Below are 17,506 nucleotides of genomic sequence, written 5' to 3' on the forward strand. Positions count from 1 at the left end.
ACCGTGCCACGCCGAACCCGTCCGCTCCTCGCCGCCCTCGCGCTGGCGCCTCTCCTCGCCGGCTGCTTCGCCTCCGGCGGCGGCACCGACGCCACGGGCGACGCCCAGGACGGCTCCCGCCTCCGCGTCGCCCTCGCCTTCCCGCCCGCCGAGAACCTCTCGCCGTACGGCGCCGACTCCACCATCCTCAGCCGACTCGGCGTCACCGAGGGCCTGACCGCGCTGGACGCCAACGGCACCGCGGCTCCCGCCCTCGCCGCCTCCTGGCGTCAGGAGAACGACCGCACCTGGCTGTTCACCCTGCGCGAGGCCACCTTCCAGGACGGCTCCGCCGTCACCCCGGCCGCGGTCGCCGCCGCCCTCACCCACGCCACGCAGGCCGAGCCCGCCCCGGCCGCCCTCGCCGGCGTCACCCTCACCGCGAAGACCGAGGGCAGCACCGGCGTACGGATCACCACCGGGGACCCCGACCCCGTCCTGCCGTTGCGCCTGTCCAGCCCCTCCCTCGCCATCCTCTCCACCAGGGCGTACGACAAGAAGGACGACGTCGACCCCGTCGGCACCGCCACCGGACCCTTCGAGCTCACCAAGGTCATGGGCGCCACCGCCGCCACCCTCGACCGCTACGACGACTACTGGGGCGGCCGCGCCCAGGCCGCCGGCATCGACGTCAAGTTCGTCGCCGACGGCACCGCCCGCGCGAGCGCCCTGCGCACCGACCAGGTCGACCTCGCCGAGGCGATCCCCGTCGCCCAGGCCGCCACCCTCGACAAGGCGACCCGCGAGGCCACCGCCACGACCCGCACCACGAGCCTGCTCCTCAACACCGAGAAGGGTGCCTTCAAGGACGCCGGGCTCCGGGCCGCCGCTCGGCAGGCGGTCGACACCTCCGCGTTCGCCAAGGGGGTCTATGAGGGGTACGCCGATGCCGGCGTCGGTATCTACGGGCCTGCCGTCACGTGGGCCGCCGGCAAGCGGACCGAGCCGGTCGGGCGGGCCGAGCCCGAAAAGCCCGAGGGGACTCGTATCACGCTCGCCACCTACGACAACCGGCCCGAACTCCCGGAAGCCGCCCAGGTGTTGAAGCAGCAGCTGGAGAAGGCCGGGTTCGACGTCACGCTGGAGGTGCGCGAGTACTCGCGGCTGGAGAGCGACGCGCTGGCCGGAAAGTTCGACGCCTTCGTCCTCGCCCGCAACACCCTCGTCGACACCGGCGACCCCATCTCCGTCCTGGCCAGTGACTACACCTGCGACGGCGGCTACAACATCGCCCAGCTCTGCGACAAGGACGTCGACCGGGCCGTGGCCAAGGCCGAGGACACCGGCGACACCGCCGAGCGGCAGGACGCGGCGATGGCCGCCGAGGCCCGCATCCTCGGCACGGACGCCGTCGTACCGCTGGTGCACCAGCGCATCATCACCGGCGTCGGGACCCACGTCCGGGGCGCGCTCCTCGACCCGTACGAGCGCACCCTCGTCGGCATCGGCACCCGGCGCTGACGCGTGCGGGGTCAGGTAGTCACGCTCCTGTGGCGTGCGGGGATCGCGGCCGCCCTGGTGTGCGCCATCGGCGTACTGCCCTGGCTCTCGCACGCCGACCCGGCGCTCACCGTGCTCAAAGCCCGGTCGGCGGACCGCGATCCCACCCCCGAGGTGCTCGCGGACATCCGCGCCCAACTCGGCCTGGAAGACGGCCCGTTGCATCTGCTCGGGCGGTGGCTGGACGGGCTGTGGCGCGGGGACGCCGGCCGGTCGTGGATCTCCGGCAGCGAGGTCACGCCCGCGGTGCTCCAGGCCCTGGGCGTGTCCCTGCTGCTGATGGCGGTGGCCCTCGCGGTCGCCGTCGTCGTCGCCGCGCTGATCTGCGCCCGCACCCTGTGGCTCGGCGCCCACCGGCGGCTCGACGGGCGGCGCGCGGGAGGCAGCGGCTCTGCCGTCCTCGCCGCGCTGCCCGAGTTCCTCACCGCTTCCGTGCTCGCCACGGTCGTCGGCGTGCAGCTCGGCTGGCTGCCGGCGCTGGGCTGGTACGGCCCCCAGTGGACCGTGCTGCCCGCACTCGCCCTCGGCCTGCCCGCCGGGGCGGTACTCGGCCGGCTCCTCGACGACCTGCTGCCCGGCGCCTTCGCCGAGCCCTGGGCCCTGGCCGCGACGGCGCGCGGACTGCCCGGCCGCACCGTCGCCCGCCAGGCCCTGCGCCGCTGCCTGCCCGGGCTCCTCCCCAACACCGGCCTGTTCGTCGTGGGGCTGACCGGCGGATCGGTCACCGTCGAGCAGATCTTCGACATCCCCGGCCTGGGCCGCACCACCCTCCAGGCCGCCCTCGCCCAGGACCTGCCCGTCCTCCAGGCCGGCACGCTCGCCCTCGTCCTGCTCGCTGCGGCCGCCGCCGGACTGGCCCACCTGCTCGCCCGCCTGCTCACAGGACCGGCCCTGCGCGACGGGGCACTGCCGTCCCTGCACCGGCCGTCGCCGCCCACCCACACGATCCTGCCGTTCGCCCACGGTGGCCTGCTCGCCGGCGTCATCGCCCTCGGCCTGCCCCGCGATCCGCTCGCCCTCGACACGGCCGAGCGGCTCAAGGCACCCTCCTGGGCGCACCCGTTCGGCACCGACGCGCTCGGCAGGGACGTCCTCGCCCGCGTCGCCCACGGCGCCCTCGACACCCTGCTGCTCGCCTTCGCGATCACCGTCGCCACCCTGCTCACCGGAGTGGCGCTCGGCCTGCTGCCCCGGCTGACCGGCCCGCTCGTCGACACCGTCACCGCGCTGCCGCCGGTCCTCGTCGCCCTGCTCGTCACCGCGGTCGTCGGCAGCGGAACCGCCACGCCCGCGCTCGCCGTGGCCGCCGTCGCCTGGACGCCGCTCGCCGCCCACACCTCCGCGCTGCTACGGCAGGAACGCGCCGCATTCCACCTGACCGCCACCCGCGCCCTGGGCGCCGGCCCCTGGTATCTGCTGCGCCACGAACTCCTCCCCGCCGTCGTGCCGCCCGTCACCCGCCACGCCCTGCTCCGCCTGCCCGGCATCGCCCTCGCGCTCGCCTCGCTGGCCTTCCTCGGCCTGGGCGCCCAGCCGCCCTCGCCGGAGTGGGGCCTGCTCCTCGCCGAGAACCAGCCCTACGCCGAGCGCGCCCCCTGGGCGGTCCTCGCCCCCGCCGCCGTACTCGCCCTGCTGGGCGCGCTGGCGGTGACGGCGGCGAGCGGAGCGCGATGGGCCTCCCCCCGGACGAAGGCCGGTGGAGGCGTACGGCTCGGGCGGCGACGGCGCCGTAGGACCGAGCCCGTCGTGCCCCTGCCCGAACAGCCCTCAGCCACCGAGAAGATGGTGAAGACCGGATGACCTCGCTGCTCTCGCGCGGCCTGCGCAAGGCGCCGGACCGGCCCCGCCTCTCGCCTCTCCTGCGCCTGCTCATCCTCACCCAGCTCGCCTTCAACATCGGCTTCTTCGCCGTCCTGCCCTTCCTCGCCGAGCACCTGGGACAGGCCGTCGGCATGGCGGGCTGGCTGGTCGGGTTCGTACTGGGGCTGCGGACGTTCAGCCAGCAGGGGCTGTTCGTGGTGGGCGGGGCGCTGGCCGACCGGTACGGCATCCGGCCGGTCGTACTCACGGGCTGCGTCCTGCGGATCGCCGGGTTCGCGTGGCTCGGGTACGCGCGGGAGACGTGGGCGGTGATCGGTGCCGTCCTGATCATCGGGTTCGCCGCCGCGCTGTTCTCGCCCGCAGTGGAGTCCGAGGTCGCCCGGCAGGCGGTGGTGTGGGAGGAGTCCGGCGCCGGCTCCCGCACCCGCGTCCTCGCGCTGCTGACCGTGGCCGGGCAGGCGGGCGCGTTCGTCGGACCGCTGCTGGGCGCGCTGCTGCTGTCGGTGGACTTCCGTACCGTCTGCCTCGCCGGCGCCGGGATCTTCGTACTCGTCCTCGCCGGGCACGCGTGGCTGCTGCCCCAGCACATACCCGGGCGCGGAGGCGTCCGGCTCGGCGGAGGCATGGGGAAGCTGCTGCGCAACCGCCGCTTCCTCGCCCTGTGCTGCGCGTACGGCGCCTACCTGCTCGCCTACAACCAGCTGTATCTCGCCCTGCCCGACGAGGTGGAGCGCGCCACGGGCTCCCAGGCCGCGCTGGCCTGGCTGTTCGCCCTGTCCTCGCTGCTGGTGGTGATCGCCCAGCTGCCGGTCACCCGCTGGGTGGGGGAGCGGCTCAGTCTGCGCCGGTCCATGGTGGCCGGACTGCTGCTGATCGGGGCGGGGTTCGCGGTCGTGGCCGTGGCCCGGCCCGCCGACTGGACCGGTACGGCAGGGCTGTTGCCCGCGGCCGGCTTCGTCGTGCTGCTCACGCTCGGCCAGATGCTCGTCGCACCGGTCGCCCGCGCCTGGGTTCCCGACCTCGCCGAGGAGGGGCGACTCGGGCTCTACACCGGCGCGTTGTCGTCGGTCTCCGGCCTGATCGTCCTGGTCGGCAGCTCGGCGACGGGTACGCTTTTGGACACGGGCCTCCCGGCGGCGGTGCCCTGGCTGGTGTTGGCGGCCGTACCGGTGGCGGCGATCGGGTTGCTGCCGCGCCGGTAACCGACCGGCTGCTGCCGATGCCCTCGCCCCCGCCGCCCCTACCCGTCCCATCCCCAGGGGCTCCGCCCCTTCGACCCCGCCAGGGGGCTCCGCCCCCTGGACCCCCGTCGGCCTGAACGGCCTCGTCCTCAAACGCCGGACGGGCTGACATTGCCTGGACCGGCGCCGAAAGGTGGCCGTCGGGCCCGTGAGGCGAAGCCCCTGTGGGTGGGTGGGGGCCAGGGATGGCTCGGCGTCGAGAGATGACCGCCTCCGCCCGTGATGCCACGCCCCCCTTCGGCGCGGCCCGCCCCCCAAAGGCCGCGCGGGCCGCCGCAGGCATCTCAGGGGCGCGGGGAACTGCGCGATCAGCCCCCACCCACCGAGACGGGCCGCCGCAGGCATTCTCGCTCAACCGCCGGAGGCACCCGCAGGCATCTCAGGGGCGCGGGGAACTGCGCGATCAGCCCCCACCCACCGAGACGGGCCGCCGCAGGCATCCCCGCTCAACCGCCGGAGGCACCCGCAGGCATCTCAGGGGCGCGGGGAACTGCGCGATCAGCCCCTACCCACCGAGACGGGCCGCCGCTGGCATCCCCGCTCAACCGCCGGAGGCACCCGCTCAGGACGCCACCAGCTCCCGCACCTCAGCCACCGGCGCCTGCCGCACACGTGACGGCCGGTTCCGGTACAGCCACAGGATGTCCCGGCCGAACGACCAGACCAGCGCTGCCAGAGCCGTCGCGGTGACCGCGAGCGTCGCCGCGTAAGGGAAGAAACCGGACGCGGCCATGAGCAGGAACACGCCCTGCATCGCGGCGACCGTCTTGCGGGCCGTGCTCGGCGGGAGCGGGGCGTTCAGCCAGGGCCAGAGGCGGGCGGCGGCGACGAAGCCGTAGCGCATGGCGCCGATGAGGAGGACCCAGGGGCCCAGCGACATCGAGACGTACACGCTCAACACCAGGATCAGGAACGCGTCCACCTCCATGTCGAAGCGGGCGCCCAGGGCTGTCGACGTGCCGGTGCGGCGGGCCACCTTGCCGTCCACGCCGTCGAGGATCAGCGCCACCGCCGTCAGGCCGACGAACAACGTCACCGGCGGTGAGCTCTCGAAGGAGTCCGCCACCAGAGCCGTGACGCCGCCCACCAGCGTCGCGCGCCCCAGGGTGACCCGGTTCGCCGGGCCGAAGGAGCGCAGCCTGGACCGGTGCAGGGCCAGCGAGAGCAGCGCCCAGGAGGCGATGGCGAAGACGAGGCCGGTCAGCAAGCCCGCCGGCCCCATACCGATCGCCGAGCCGAGCAGGGCCAGCAACAGGATCTGCACGCCCGCTCCCACCGCGGTCTCCTGCTGGACCAGCCTTGCTTCGTAAGTGTTGTTCAGGGCCACCGCACATTCCTCCGGCCAGATGACAGAGTCGATCAAGGCCGCGTACTGTGCGCGACCTGTGCACACCTCGGTACGTGAACAGCTTCCCGATCGTTCAGGAGGATTCCGATGAACCGCACCGCACGTGCGTTCTGGCTCAGCTCTCCGGGTGAAGGAGAGATCCGGGAGGTCACACTGCCGGAACGGGGCGAGGACGAAGTGCTGGTGCGGTCGCTGTACTCCGGAGTCAGCCGGGGCACGGAGACGCTCGTGTTCCGGGGCGGGGTCCCCGAGAGCCAGTACGCGGCCATGCGAGCGCCGTTCCAGGAGGGCGAGTTCCCCGCCCCCGTGAAGTATGGGTACCTGAGTGTCGGGGTGGTGGAGGAGGGGCCGGACACGCTCGTCGGGCGCACCGTCTTCTGCCTCCATCCGCATCAGACGCGGTACGTCGTCCCCGCGAGCGCGGTGACCGTCGTACCGGACACCGTGCCCGCCGCTCGGGCCGTCCTCGCCGGCACCGTGGAGACCGCCGTCAACGCGCTCTGGGACGCGGCTCCCCTGGTCGGCGACCGGATCGCCGTGGTCGGCGGCGGCATGGTCGGCTGCTCGGTGGCCGCCCTGCTGGCGCGCTTCCCGGGCGTACGGCTGCAGTTGGTCGACGCCGATCCGGGCCGGGCCGAGGTTGCGGGGGCCCTCGGTGTCGGATTCGCCTCGCCCGAGGACGCGCTCGGTGAGTGCGATCTCGTCGTCCACGCCAGCGCCACCGAGCAGGGCCTGGCCAGGGCCCTGGAGTTGCTCACCGCCGAGGGCACGGTCCTCGAACTCAGCTGGTACGGCGACCGCGAGATCAGCCTGCCGCTCGGCGAGGCCTTCCACTCCCGGCGGCTCGTCATCCGCAGCAGCCAGGTCGGCACCGTCTCCCCGGCCCGCCGCGCCAGCCGTACGTACGCCGACCGGCTCGCCCTCGCCCTCGACCTGCTCGCCGACCCGGCTCTCGACGCGCTCGTCACCGGGGAGAGCGCCTTCGAGGATCTGCCCGAGGTCATGCCGAAGCTCACCTCCGGGGAGGTCCCGGCGCTCTGTCATCGCGTCAGGTACGCGGACACGCCCTGACGGGCTCGTTCAGTCCGGGACGACAAGAGCGCCTGACCTGAGAAAAGAGTGAGAGACGGCTGAACAACGGGAAGCCAAGAGCCGTACTACACGGCATCCTCGGCAGCGATGAGCCGGGGACTAGGCGTACCGCACCTGGAGGGTCGTCCGTTGTTCAGCATCACCGTCCGCGATCACATCATGATCGCCCACAGCTTCCGCGGCGACGTCTTCGGACCCGCGCAGCGCCTGCATGGAGCGACGTTCCTGGTGGACGCCACGTTCCGGCGCGAGCAGCTGGACGACGACAACATCGTCGTCGACATCGGACTGGCCACGCGGGAGCTGGGCGCCGTGGTCGGCGAGCTCAACTACCGGAACCTGGACAACGAACCCGACTTCGCCGGGATCAACACCTCCACCGAGTTCCTGGCCAAGGTCATCGCCGACCGGCTCGCCGAGCGGATCGAGAAGGGCGCGCTGGGTGAGGGCGCCAAGGGTCTCGCGGGCCTCACCGTCACCCTGCACGAGTCGCATGTCGCGTGGGCGAGTTATGAGCGTGCGCTGTGACCGACACGACCATCGACCGGGCGGCGGCCCCGACCCGCCTCGGCTATGTGCCCGTACAGCACTCCGTCCTGAAGAACGCCGAGATCATCCCCATGTCCCTGCGCTCCGTGCACTTCGTCATGCCGGGCGGCGTCGACGACCCCGTCGCGCCGAGCGGCGGCAACGCCTACGACCGGCGCGTGAGTCTGGATCTGCCCGGCTTCGGCTGGCAGGTCCACAAGCACGCGGTGGACGGGAGCTGGCCCAGCCCCGGGGCGGCGGCCCGTGCGGAACTCGCCCGTACGCTGCGCGAGTTCCCGGACGGCACGGTCGTCCTCCTCGACGGGCTGGTCGCCTGCGGCGTGCCCGAGATCATCGTTCCGGAGGCGGAGCGGCTGTGCCTCGCGGTCCTCGTCCACCTGCCGCTCGGCGACGAGACGGGGCTGGACCCGGCCGTCGCCGCGGAGCTGGACGCCCGGGAACGCACCGTGCTGCGGGCCGTCCCCGCCGTCATCGCCACCAGCGACTGGGCGGTCCGTCGCCTCGTCGCCCACCACGGCCTCGCCCCCGAGCGGGTCCATGTCGCCGCCCCCGGCGCCGACATCGCGCCCCTCGCGTCCGGCACGGACGGCGTTTCGCGGCTGCTGTGCGTGGCCGCCGTGACGCCGCGCAAGGGACAGCACCGGCTGGTGGAGGCGCTCGCGGCAGTGACCGACCTGCCGTGGAACTGTGTCTGCGTGGGCGGGCTGAACCAGGATCCCGAGTACGTGGCCGGGCTGCGGTCCCTGATAGCGAAGCACGGCCTGGAGGACCGGCTGATCCTGGCGGGCCCGCAGTCCGGCGCCGAACTCGACGCCAGCTACAACGCCGCCGACCTCATGGTGCTCACCTCCTACGCCGAGACATACGGCATGGCGGTGACGGAGGCGCTCGCGCGTGGCATCCCCGTGCTGGCCACGGATGTCGGTGGCCTGCCGGAGGCGGTCGGCCGGGCCCCCGACGGCGGAGTCCCCGGCATCCTCGTCCCGCCGGAGAACCCCGCCGCGATCGCCGCCGAGCTGCGCGGCTGGTTCGGCGAGGCGGACGTACGACGCCGACTGAAGGCGGCGGCCCGGGGACGCCGGGCCGCCCTGAACGGCTGGGCCGGCACGGCCCGCAGCCTGGCCGCGGTACTGGGCCGACTGCCGAGTGAACCCCGGAGGGCGGCATGAGGAAGACGGCAACGACACAGAGCGGGGGGACGATTCCTGCCCAGCCGGGCCCACGGGACGCGACGGATTCGACGCGCCGGGAGGCCGCGGTGAGTGGTGGATCGTCGTCGGTGGTGGCCGCCGGGGAGTCCGGGCCGCAGAGCGGGATCGTTTCGGCGGAGGGTGACATGAGCGGTGCGTCCGTATCGGCGGCGGTTGACGCGGACGCCGTGATTCTCGGGGCCGGGCCCAGCTTCCGTCCCGGTGAGCGGGCCACCGTACGGCTGCGGGACGCCGATCCTGACGACCCGCCCCGCTACGCCCCCGAGTGGCTGGAGCTGCGCGAAGGCGCCGATGCCGCCGCGCGGGCGCACGACCTGCTCGATCCGCTGCGGATCCGGCTCGCCAACCTGCCGGGACGGTCCGGAGTGGTCATCCACGACGTGGGCTGCGGCACCGGCTCCATGGGCCGTTGGCTCGCGCCCCACCTCGACGGCTCCCAGCACTGGGTCCTGCACGACCGCGACCCCTACCTCCTGCACTTCGCCGCCGTGGCCTCCCCCCGCTCCTCCGCCGACGGCAGCCGCGTCACGGTCGAGACGCGCCGCGGCGACATCGGCCGCCTCACTCCGGACGCCCTCGTCGGCGCCTCGCTGGTGACGGCCTCCGCACTGCTCGACGTCCTCACCCGCGAGGAGGTCGCCACCCTCGCCGCCGCGTGTGCGGGCGCGGGTTGCCCGGCGCTGCTGACGCTCTCCGTCGCCGGCCGCGTCGAACTGAGCCCGTCCGACCCGCTGGACACGGAGATCGCCGAGGCGTTCAACGCCCACCAGCGGCGCTCGGGGATGCTGGGCCCGGACGCGGTCACGGCGGCGGCCGAGGCCTTCTCCGAGTACGGCGCGACCGTCCAGGTGCACCCGAGCCCCTGGCGTCTCGGCCCCGGCGAGTCGGCGCTCACGGCCCAGTGGCTGCGCGGCTGGGTCGGCGCGGCGGTCGAGCAACGCCCCGAACTCCGCGAGCGCGCCGACCGCTACCTGCAGGACCGCCTCGCCGCCTGCGAGGCGGGCGAGCTGCACGTCGTGGTCCACCACAGCGACCTACTGGCGCTGTGCCGACCGACGGGCGGAGCGTCATGAGCGTGGAGACGGTGGCGAAGGCGCGCGCCGCGCGACGGGGCGCCAAGCCGCGAGGGCCGCGAGAACAGCGAGAGCAGCGAGTGAAGGCATTGGCCGCGAGCGCGGTCGTCGCCCTCCCCGAGGCGCCCTCCGCCGCCCGACTCACCACCAAGCCCTCGGCACCCTCCACGCCCACTCCCAGCCTCACGCCCACCCCCGTCGCCGTAGCCGTCTCCCCCTCCCGCATCGGCGTCATCGTCGCCGAGCCCCGCAAGGAAACCCCGACCCCGAGCACAGAACGCCCCCGTACGTCGCTGCGCACCCTCCTGTCCCGCCTCAACACCCCCGCCTTCCGCACCCACCTCGGTACGGCCGTCGGCGTCGTCATCCTCGCGGTGCTGTTCTGGCGGCTCGGTACCGGCGTCTTCCTCGACGGGCTGCGGCGGATCGACGGGCCGGCACTGGTCGCGGCGCTCGGGATCGGGGCCGTCACCACCGTGTTCAGCGCGTGGCGTTGGCAGTTGGTGGCCCGAGGGCTGCGGATCCGGCTGCCGCTCGGGCCGGCCGTCGCCGACTACTACCGCGCCCTGTTCCTCAACGCGGCCCTCCCCGGCGGCATCCTCGGCGATGTGCACCGGGCGGTGCGGCACGGGCAGAGCGCCGGTGACCTGGGGCGCGGTGTCCGCGCGGTCGTCCTCGAGCGGACGGCCGGCCAGGTCGTCCTCGCGGTCGTCGGCGCCGCCGTACTGCTGACCATGCCGTCGCCGGTGCTGAACGAGGCCCGGGACCTCACGCCCGTCCTGCTGTTCGCCGCGGTGGGCGCGCTCGCCGTGGTGGCCGCCGTACGCATGAACCGCGCGCCCTCCCGCCGAGACCGTGCGAACCCCACGGCGCTGCGCAGCACGCTCGGTGAGGCGCGGGAAGCCCTGCTGTCCCGCCGCAACGGGCCCGGGGTCGCCGTCTCCTCCGTCGTCGTCCTCGCCGGCCACATCGCGATGTTCGTGGTCGCCGCCCGGATCGCCGGCTCCGCCGCCTCCGTGGCCGTCCTGCTGCCGCTCGCCGTCCTCGCCCTGCTCGCCATGGGCCTGCCCCTGAACGTCGGCGGCTTCGGCCCCCGGGAGGGCGTCACCGCCTGGGCGTTCGGGGCGGCGGGGCTGGGCGCCGAAAGCGGCCTGGCCGTCGCCGTCGTGTACGGCGTGCTCAGCTTCGTGGCGGCCCTGCCCGGCGCGCTCGTCCTGGTCGCCCGCTGGTACTCCGGCCTGCGCGCCGGCCCCAGGACCGCCGCCGTCGAGGCGGCCCCGGAACCCGGGCGCTATGCCCTTGCGTCTCCCGTGTCCCGTACGGAATCGTCCGCGGAGGTCAGCAGTGACACATACGCGCCGAAGGAATCCGCGAGGCTCTCCAGCAGCCGCTTTCCCTTTTCCGCGGAGCCCAGCGAAGGACGGCCTATGACACCCGAATCGGTATAGGCGGACATACCGAGGGTCAGTAGATGCCGGCGGTCGTCCGCCACGAAATCGGAAGTCTCATAACCGGGTCGGATCAATTCGGGATGAGTGTGCAGAAGGATGGAGGTCTCAATTTCCCCCGCGTGCATGTCGGTGAGCAGCGAGGTCTCCACCCCCGCCCGCTCCCGCGCCGCCTCCCAGTCCTCCGGGGCCGGGAACAGCGCCATCCGCTCGCCCCGCGCGGAGGACTCCTGAACGACATTGCCCAGTACGTAGTTTCCGCCGTGCCCGTTGACCAGCACCAGGGCGTCCACGCCGGAACGGCGGAGCGAAGCCGCTATGTCCCGTATCACCGCATGAAGGGTCACTGAGGAGATGCTGACGGTCCCCGGCCAGGCCGCGTGCTCGTGCGAGCAGGAGATCGTCACCGGTGGCAGGAGGTGCACCGGGTGCGTGGCGGCTATCTCGCGCGCGACGGCACAGGCCACGAGCGTGTCGGTCGCCAGCGGAAGGAACGGACCGTGCTGCTCGAAGCTTCCGACGGGCAGGACCGCGACCTGTCGTGAGACGCCCGCGCCGCGCGTCCGTACGTCTTCGGTGGTGTCCGCCGGCACCAACGAGTGTGCCGTCGGCCGCGTTTGTGAACCACTCATCTTTTCCCGGCCTTTCGTCTCTGCTTAGGAACTGAAGAATCATGACAGAAAAAATTGGTGTGCTCGGCAAGAAGTCCGCACAGCTTACGCAGCGTTCCGGCGTGGAACGCGTGGTGAATGCCCCCCTGCCCACCGTGTACGGGGAATTCCGCGCGATCGGTTACCTCGACCACGACCGCGGTGACGAACAAGTGGCCCTCGTCTACGGCGAGATCGGCACGGACGACGTCCTGACCCGGCTGCACTCCGAGTGCCTGACCGGCGACGCGTTCGGCTCCCAGCACTGCGAGTGCGGCGACCAGCTGGCCTCCGCCTTGCGCGCGGTCGTCGCCGAAGGAAGCGGCATAGTCGTCTACTTGCGGGGCCACGAGGGTCGCGGCATCGGTCTGCTCGGCAAGCTGCGGGCGATGGCCCTGCAGGCGGAGGGCCTGGACACCGTCGAGGCCAACCTCGCGCTCGGCCTGCCGGTGGACGCCCGCGACTACGGCGTCGCCGCCGAGATCCTGCACGACCTGGGGGTGTCGAGCGTCCGCCTGATGTCGAACAACCCGCGCAAGCGCGAGGCGTTGCTGCGGCACGGCATCCAGGTGGCCGAGCAGGTCCCGCTGCTGATCCCGCCGTGCGAGAACAACATCACCTACCTGCGCACCAAGCGGGAGCGCCTCGACCACCACCTGCCCCATCTGGACGCGGTCGCGCACCTGTCCTGATTTTCGTCTGCGGCAACGTCGTGGCTGGTCGCGCAGTTCCCCGCGCCCCTTTGGGGCGCTGCTCGCCCGGCTGGGGCTGCGCCGTACGGCTGTGGAGTCCGACCGCGCGGAACCGTGTCCGCGTGGCAGAGTTTCCCGAGAGCCGGACCCGGCGACATCGTCTGCTACAACAGCGTCGGCCAAGGAGGTCCGCCCGTGAACACGAGCGCGAGTGTCGTCGTCATCGGAGGCGGTGTGATGGGCACCAGCATCGCCTACCACCTCGCCCGCGCCGGAGTACGGGACGTCGTCCTGGTCGAGCGGGACGAGCTGGCCTGCGGCTCCACCTCGAAGGCGGCCGGCGGGGTGCGGGCGCAGTTCTCCGACGAGCTGAACATCCAGCTCGGGGCGCGCAGTCTGGAGGCGTTCGGCCGGTTCGAGGAGGAGACGGGGTACGACATCGGGCTGCACCGGGTCGGGTATCTGTTCCTGCTCTCCACCGCGGAGGAGGTCGCCGGCTTCGAAGCGAGCGTCCAGCTGCAGAACTCCCTCGGTGTGCCGAGCCGGATGATCGACCCCGCCGAGGCGCAGCGGCTCTCCCCGCTGATCACCACCGACTCACTGCTGGCAGCCGCGTTCTCCCCGGACGACGGCCACTGCACCCCCGAGTCCGTGGTCCACGGCTATGCATCCGCCGCCCGCCGGTACGGGGCACAGATCCTGCGCCACACCGACGTCACCGGCATCGAACTGCGCGGCGACCGCATCACAGCCGTGACGACGACCATCGGCCGGATCGCCACCGGCACGGTGATCTGCGCGGCCGGCCCCTGGTCACGGGCGGTCGGGGCGATGGTCGGCGTGGACCTGCCGGTGGAGCCGCTGCGCCGCCAGATCGCGGTCACCGAACCGGTCGACGGCCTGCCGCCGAACCTGCCCATGACCATCGACTTCAGCACCAGCCTCTACTTCCACGGCGAGGGCCCAGGACTCCTCCTCGGCATGTCCGACCCCGACGAGCGGCCCGGTTTCGCCACCGACCCCCACGACCGGTGGATCCCTCGTCTGGCCGCCGCCATGGAGCACCGCGCCCCCGCCCTGCTCGACCTGCGCCGCACGGGCGGATGGGCGGGCCTGTACGAGGTCACCCCGGACCACAACGCGCTGATCGGCGAGGCGACTTCCGTATCCCGTTTCCTGTACGCGACCGGCTTCTCCGGCCACGGATTTCTGCAGGGACCGGCCGTCGGCGAGGTCGTCCGCGACCTGTACCTCGGCCGCGTACCCTTCGTGGACGTCAGCCCCTTGAGCGCCGGCCGGTTCGCGGCCGACGCCCCGCGCCCGGAGGCCAACCGCGTATGACCGATCTCCACCTGTGGCTGCGCCACGAGGTCCGTTCCACCGAGCGACGCACCCCGATCGTGCCGTCCGACGCCCGGCGGCTCGTCGAGAGCGGAGTGACGCTGACCGTCGAGGAGTCCCCGCAGCGGATCTTCCCCATCGAGGAGTACGAGGCGGCCGGCTGCCGTATCGCGCCCACCGGCTCCTGGGTGTCGGCCCCCGCGGACGTCGTCGTCATCGGGCTGAAGGAACTCCCGGACGGCCCAGCCGAACTGACGCACCGGCACATCTTTTTCGGCCACGCCTACAAGCAGCAGCCCGGCGCCGCGGACCTGCTCCGTCGGTTCGCCGACGGGGGCGGTGCCCTGCTCGATCTGGAGTACCTGGTGGACGACCAGGGCCGGCGCCTCGCCGCCTTCGGCTTCTGGGCCGGCTATCTCGGTGCCGCCCTGGCCGTCCTCCAGCACCGGGGCAGGCTGGTCGCGCCGCTGACCCCCACGTCGAAGGAGGAACTGGACGCGGCCCTCCAACCGGCCCCCGACGACGAGGAGTTCACCGCCCTCGTGATCGGCGCCCTGGGCCGCAGCGGCCGCGGCGCGTGCCTCGCGTTCCTGACCGCCGGCATCGAGGCCACGCCCTGGGACCTCGCCGAGACCCGCGACCTGGACCGCCCGGCCCTGCTGGCGCACGACGCGATGGTGAACGCCGTCCTCGCCACCACCCCCGTCCCGCCCTTCCTCCGCGAGCAGGACCTCGACGACCCCGCCCGCCGACTGCGCACCCTCTGCGACGTCACCGTCGACGTCGGCTCCCCACTGAACGTCCTGCCGGTCTACGACCGCACCACCGAGTGGACCGAGCCCGTACGCCGCCTGCGCAAGGAGCCTGCGCTCGACCTCATCGCCATCGACAACCTGCCCTCCCTGCTGCCCCGGGAGTCCAGCACCGACTTCTCCTCGGCGCTGCTGCTCCAGCTGCTGGAGTTCGAGACGGGTGGGCCGTGGGGGCGCTGTCTGGACCGGTTCCACCAGGCCTGCCGTGAACTCGGCATCGCAGAAGGGGAGTTCCCCCATGTCTGACCACTCCGCCGTGCCTGATCGTCCCGCACGCGTGCCCGCGAGCGGCACCGTCCACTGGGTGGGCGCCGGTCTGTCCACCGGCAGCGGTCTGGCCCGGCTCTGCGACACCGCCGACCGCGTACGGCTGTGGCACCGCACCGAGGACCGCGCCGCCGACGCCCTGGCCCGACTGGGACTCACCGGACGCGCCGAGCCCCGCGCCTACACGCTCCCCGCGCTCACGGCCGAACTGGCGCCCGGTGACGTCGTCGTATCGATGCTGCCCGCGCCGGAGCACGCCGCGATCCTGGCGGCCTGTATCCGGCAGCAGACGCACTTCGCCTGCTCCAGCTATGTGTCGGACGCGGTCGTGGAGCAGGTACCCGCGGCCGTCGCGGCCGGGCTCGTCGTCCTCACCGAGGCCGGCCTCGACCCGGGCATCGATCACCTCTTCGCCCACTGCCTCGTCGGCCGCGCCCGGGAGGCCGTCGGCGACGACACGGCAGCCTCGTACAGCCTGACGTCGTACTGCGGTGGCGTGCCCGCGGTTCCGAACGACTTCAAGTACCGCTTCAGCTGGGCGCCTGCCGGTGTGCTCAACGCCCTGCGCTCACCGGCGCGTTATGTGCGCGACGGTGCCGAGACGGTCGCCGAGCGGCCGTGGGAGGTGACGCGGCGGCATGTGGTGGACGGGGAGGCGTTCGAGGTCTACCCCAACCGCGACAGCGTTCCGTTCGTCGAGCAGTACGGGCTGCCGCCGGCCTGGAAGCCGCAGGCCTTCGTGCGCGGCACGCTGCGTCTGGAGGGCTGGCTGCGTGCCTGGGACGCCGTCTTCGAGGAGCTGAAGGCCGGCGACGACGCCCGAATCGCCGCCCTGGCGGGGGAGTTGGCGGCGAAGTACCCCACGACGGACGCCGACCGCGACCGCGTCGTCCTCGCCGTGTCGCTGGACGTGCGCGGCGGGGACGGGCGGGCGTGGTCCGGCAGTTACCTCCTCGATCTGGTGGGCGACGAGGAGGAGAGCGCGATGGCCCGCTGTGTCTCCCGTCCCCTCGCCCTGGGCGTGCGCCACATCCTGGACGGCTCCCTGCCGGCGGGCCTGAGCCGTGCCGCCGAGACGGCGGCCCGCTCGGAGGAGTGGCTGCGCGAACTCGCGCTGGAGGGCGTGGAGTTCGCGCTGCGCGTGGACCGGTAGGGGCTCAGTCGCCCGTGACGGCCTCGTGCACGAGCCGCTTGAGGTCCTGGAACATCGTGTGCGAGGTCCTCGGCCGCACCTGCGTCATGAACTGCACCGTCAGGTCGCGGCCCGGGTCGACCCAGAACGTGGTGGTCGCGACCCCGCTCCAGCCGTAGGTGCCGAGGCCGGCCGGGGCCCTCGTACGGGTCGGGTCGATCACCACGGAGACGCCGAGGCCGAAGCCGAGGCCGTCGTTGCCGGGCTCGTCATGGGCGGGGCGGCTGCCGAAGGCGCGCAGGTCGACGCCGCCCGGGAGGTGGTTGGACGTCATCAGGTCCACGGTCCCGGGGGACAGCAGACGGGTGCCGTCGAGTTCGCCGCGGCGGCGCAGCAACTCCATGAAGCGGTGGACGTCGTGCGCGGAGGCCGCCATGCCGCCGCTGCCCGACAGGAAGCGGGGGCGGCCGTGCAGGGGGAGACCGGGGATCGGCTCGATGCCGCCGTCGTCGGTCTCGCCGTACAACTCGGAGAGCCTGCCCGCCTGTTGGTCGCTCACGCAGAACCCGGCGTCGGTCATCCCGAGCGGCCCGAAGATGCGCTCGGCGAAGAACTCGTCGAGCGGCTGCCCGGACACGACCTCGATGACCCGGCCCAGGACGTTGGTGGCGACCGAGTAGTTCCACTGCGTCCCCGGCTCGAACTGCAGTGGCAGGCTCGCGTACACGTCGACCGTCCCGGCCAGGTCGGAGCCGGGCAGCACCGCCGAGTCCAGGTTGGCGTCGCGGTAGAGGGCGTCGACGGGGTGCGTGCGGTAGAAGGCGAAGGTCAGTCCGGCGGTGTGGGTCATCAGGTGCCGGATGCGTATCGGCCCGTCGGCCGGGCGGGTCACGGTGTCGGCGCCGGATCCGCTGACGTACACCCGAGGCTCGGCGAAGGCGGGCAGATGACGGTCGACCGGGTCGTCGAGCGACAGCTTGCCCTCCTCCACCAGCAGCAGCGCGGCCACCGAGGTGACCGGCTTGGTCATGGAGTAGATCCGCCACAACGTGTCGGCCTCGACGGGAAGCCCGGCCGCCAGGTCCCGGTGGCCGTGCGTGTTGAGGTGGGCGACGCGTCCACGGCGGGCGACGGACACCAGGTAGCCGGGCAGCCGCCCCTCGTCGACGTAGTGGGCGAAGTACTGGTCGAGGCGGTCCAGCGCCTTCCCGTCCAGCCCGACCTCGCCCGGGTCGACCTCTTGTGTCAGCAGTGCCATCGCTCTCCTCCGAATGCGTACGACGAGGTGCG

Annotated in this window: 14 protein-coding genes and 1 pseudogene; 12 read left to right on the top strand and 3 right to left on the bottom strand. The window is 73.0% G+C overall.

Features of this window, described 5'->3' with window-relative positions:
- The first annotated feature begins 3 nt into the window (after window positions 1–3).
- Genes EHO50_RS30085 through EHO50_RS30095 form a run of 3 tightly spaced genes read left to right on the top strand, consistent with a single transcriptional unit; the run spans window position 4 to window position 4,562 of the window.
- Window positions 4–1,500, top strand: coding sequence for an ABC transporter substrate-binding protein (locus tag EHO50_RS30085; RefSeq protein WP_128434346.1), 1,497 nt, complete (start codon window positions 4–6; stop codon window positions 1,498–1,500).
- A gap of 3 nt (window positions 1,501–1,503) precedes the next feature.
- Window positions 1,504–3,339: an ABC transporter permease subunit gene (locus EHO50_RS30090; protein ID WP_128434347.1), complete on the top strand. Its 1,836-nt coding sequence runs from the start codon at window positions 1,504–1,506 to the stop codon at window positions 3,337–3,339.
- Window positions 3,336–4,562, top strand: coding sequence for an MDR family MFS transporter (locus EHO50_RS30095; RefSeq protein ID WP_128434348.1), 1,227 nt, complete (start codon window positions 3,336–3,338; stop codon window positions 4,560–4,562). Before EHO50_RS30090 ends, EHO50_RS30095 begins: the two co-directional genes overlap by 4 nt.
- Window positions 4,563–5,163: 601 nt before the next feature.
- Here the strand turns inward: EHO50_RS30095 and EHO50_RS30100 are convergent.
- Window positions 5,164–5,928 (bottom strand): CDP-alcohol phosphatidyltransferase family protein, encoded by a 765-nt coding sequence (locus EHO50_RS30100; protein WP_128434438.1) that lies wholly within the window; start codon window positions 5,926–5,928, stop codon window positions 5,164–5,166.
- Window positions 5,929–6,036: 108 nt separating this feature from the next.
- On the opposite strand from EHO50_RS30100, the gene EHO50_RS44200 reads away from it, so the two are divergent.
- The 5 genes and pseudogenes from EHO50_RS44200 to EHO50_RS45335 all read left to right on the top strand — a co-directional run.
- Window positions 6,037–7,020 carry a zinc-dependent alcohol dehydrogenase gene (locus EHO50_RS44200; protein ID WP_164904979.1) on the top strand — a complete coding sequence of 328 codons (984 nt, stop codon included), beginning with the start codon at window positions 6,037–6,039 and terminating at the stop codon, window positions 7,018–7,020.
- Window positions 7,021–7,170: 150 nt separating this feature from the next.
- On the top strand, window positions 7,171–7,569 hold the full coding sequence (locus EHO50_RS30110; protein ID WP_093747920.1) for a 6-pyruvoyl trahydropterin synthase family protein: 399 nt from the start codon (window positions 7,171–7,173) through the stop codon (window positions 7,567–7,569).
- Window positions 7,566–8,759 carry a glycosyltransferase family 4 protein gene (locus tag EHO50_RS30115; RefSeq protein ID WP_128434349.1) on the top strand — a complete coding sequence of 398 codons (1,194 nt, stop codon included), beginning with the start codon at window positions 7,566–7,568 and terminating at the stop codon, window positions 8,757–8,759. Before EHO50_RS30110 ends, EHO50_RS30115 begins: the two co-directional genes overlap by 4 nt.
- 167 nt (window positions 8,760–8,926) lie before the next feature.
- On the top strand, window positions 8,927–9,874 hold the full coding sequence (locus tag EHO50_RS30120; protein WP_246101580.1) for a class I SAM-dependent methyltransferase: 948 nt from the start codon (window positions 8,927–8,929) through the stop codon (window positions 9,872–9,874).
- Window positions 9,871–11,016 (top strand): annotated as a pseudogene (locus EHO50_RS45335) (lysylphosphatidylglycerol synthase transmembrane domain-containing protein); the annotation flags it as partial. The gene EHO50_RS30120 and the pseudogene EHO50_RS45335, both read left to right, overlap by 4 nt.
- A 149-nt stretch (window positions 11,017–11,165) precedes the next feature.
- Here the strand turns inward: EHO50_RS45335 and EHO50_RS30130 are convergent.
- Window positions 11,166–11,954, bottom strand: coding sequence for a creatininase family protein (locus EHO50_RS30130; RefSeq protein ID WP_128434352.1), 789 nt, complete (start codon window positions 11,952–11,954; stop codon window positions 11,166–11,168).
- A gap of 41 nt (window positions 11,955–11,995) precedes the next feature.
- On the opposite strand from EHO50_RS30130, the gene ribA reads away from it, so the two are divergent.
- The 4 genes from ribA to EHO50_RS30150 all read left to right on the top strand — a co-directional run bounded on the left by ribA (window position 11,996) and on the right by EHO50_RS30150 (window position 16,237).
- Complete coding sequence (gene ribA / locus EHO50_RS30135; protein WP_128434353.1) at window positions 11,996–12,664, top strand: GTP cyclohydrolase II; 669 nt, start codon at window positions 11,996–11,998, stop codon at window positions 12,662–12,664.
- A 195-nt stretch (window positions 12,665–12,859) separates the two neighbouring features.
- Complete coding sequence (locus EHO50_RS30140) at window positions 12,860–14,005, top strand: NAD(P)/FAD-dependent oxidoreductase (protein WP_128434354.1); 1,146 nt, start codon at window positions 12,860–12,862, stop codon at window positions 14,003–14,005.
- Window positions 14,002–15,063, top strand: a complete 1,062-nt coding sequence (locus EHO50_RS30145) for a saccharopine dehydrogenase (protein WP_128434355.1) — start codon at window positions 14,002–14,004, stop codon at window positions 15,061–15,063. The genes EHO50_RS30140 and EHO50_RS30145 overlap by 4 nt, the downstream gene beginning before the upstream one ends.
- A complete protein-coding gene (locus tag EHO50_RS30150) occupies window positions 15,056–16,237 on the top strand; it encodes a saccharopine dehydrogenase family protein (protein ID WP_128434356.1) in 1,182 nt (393 codons plus the stop codon). Before EHO50_RS30145 ends, EHO50_RS30150 begins: the two co-directional genes overlap by 8 nt.
- Before the next feature lie 4 nt (window positions 16,238–16,241).
- Here EHO50_RS30150 and EHO50_RS30155 read toward each other — a convergent pair whose 3' ends face one another.
- Complete coding sequence (locus tag EHO50_RS30155) at window positions 16,242–17,474, bottom strand: serine hydrolase domain-containing protein (RefSeq protein ID WP_128434357.1); 1,233 nt, start codon at window positions 17,472–17,474, stop codon at window positions 16,242–16,244.
- Window positions 17,475–17,506 lie beyond the last annotated feature (32 nt).

Origin of the sequence: Streptomyces cyaneus, assembly GCF_004028635.1 — a bacterium.
Lineage (GTDB): Bacteria > Actinomycetota > Actinomycetes > Streptomycetales > Streptomycetaceae > Streptomyces > Streptomyces cyaneus.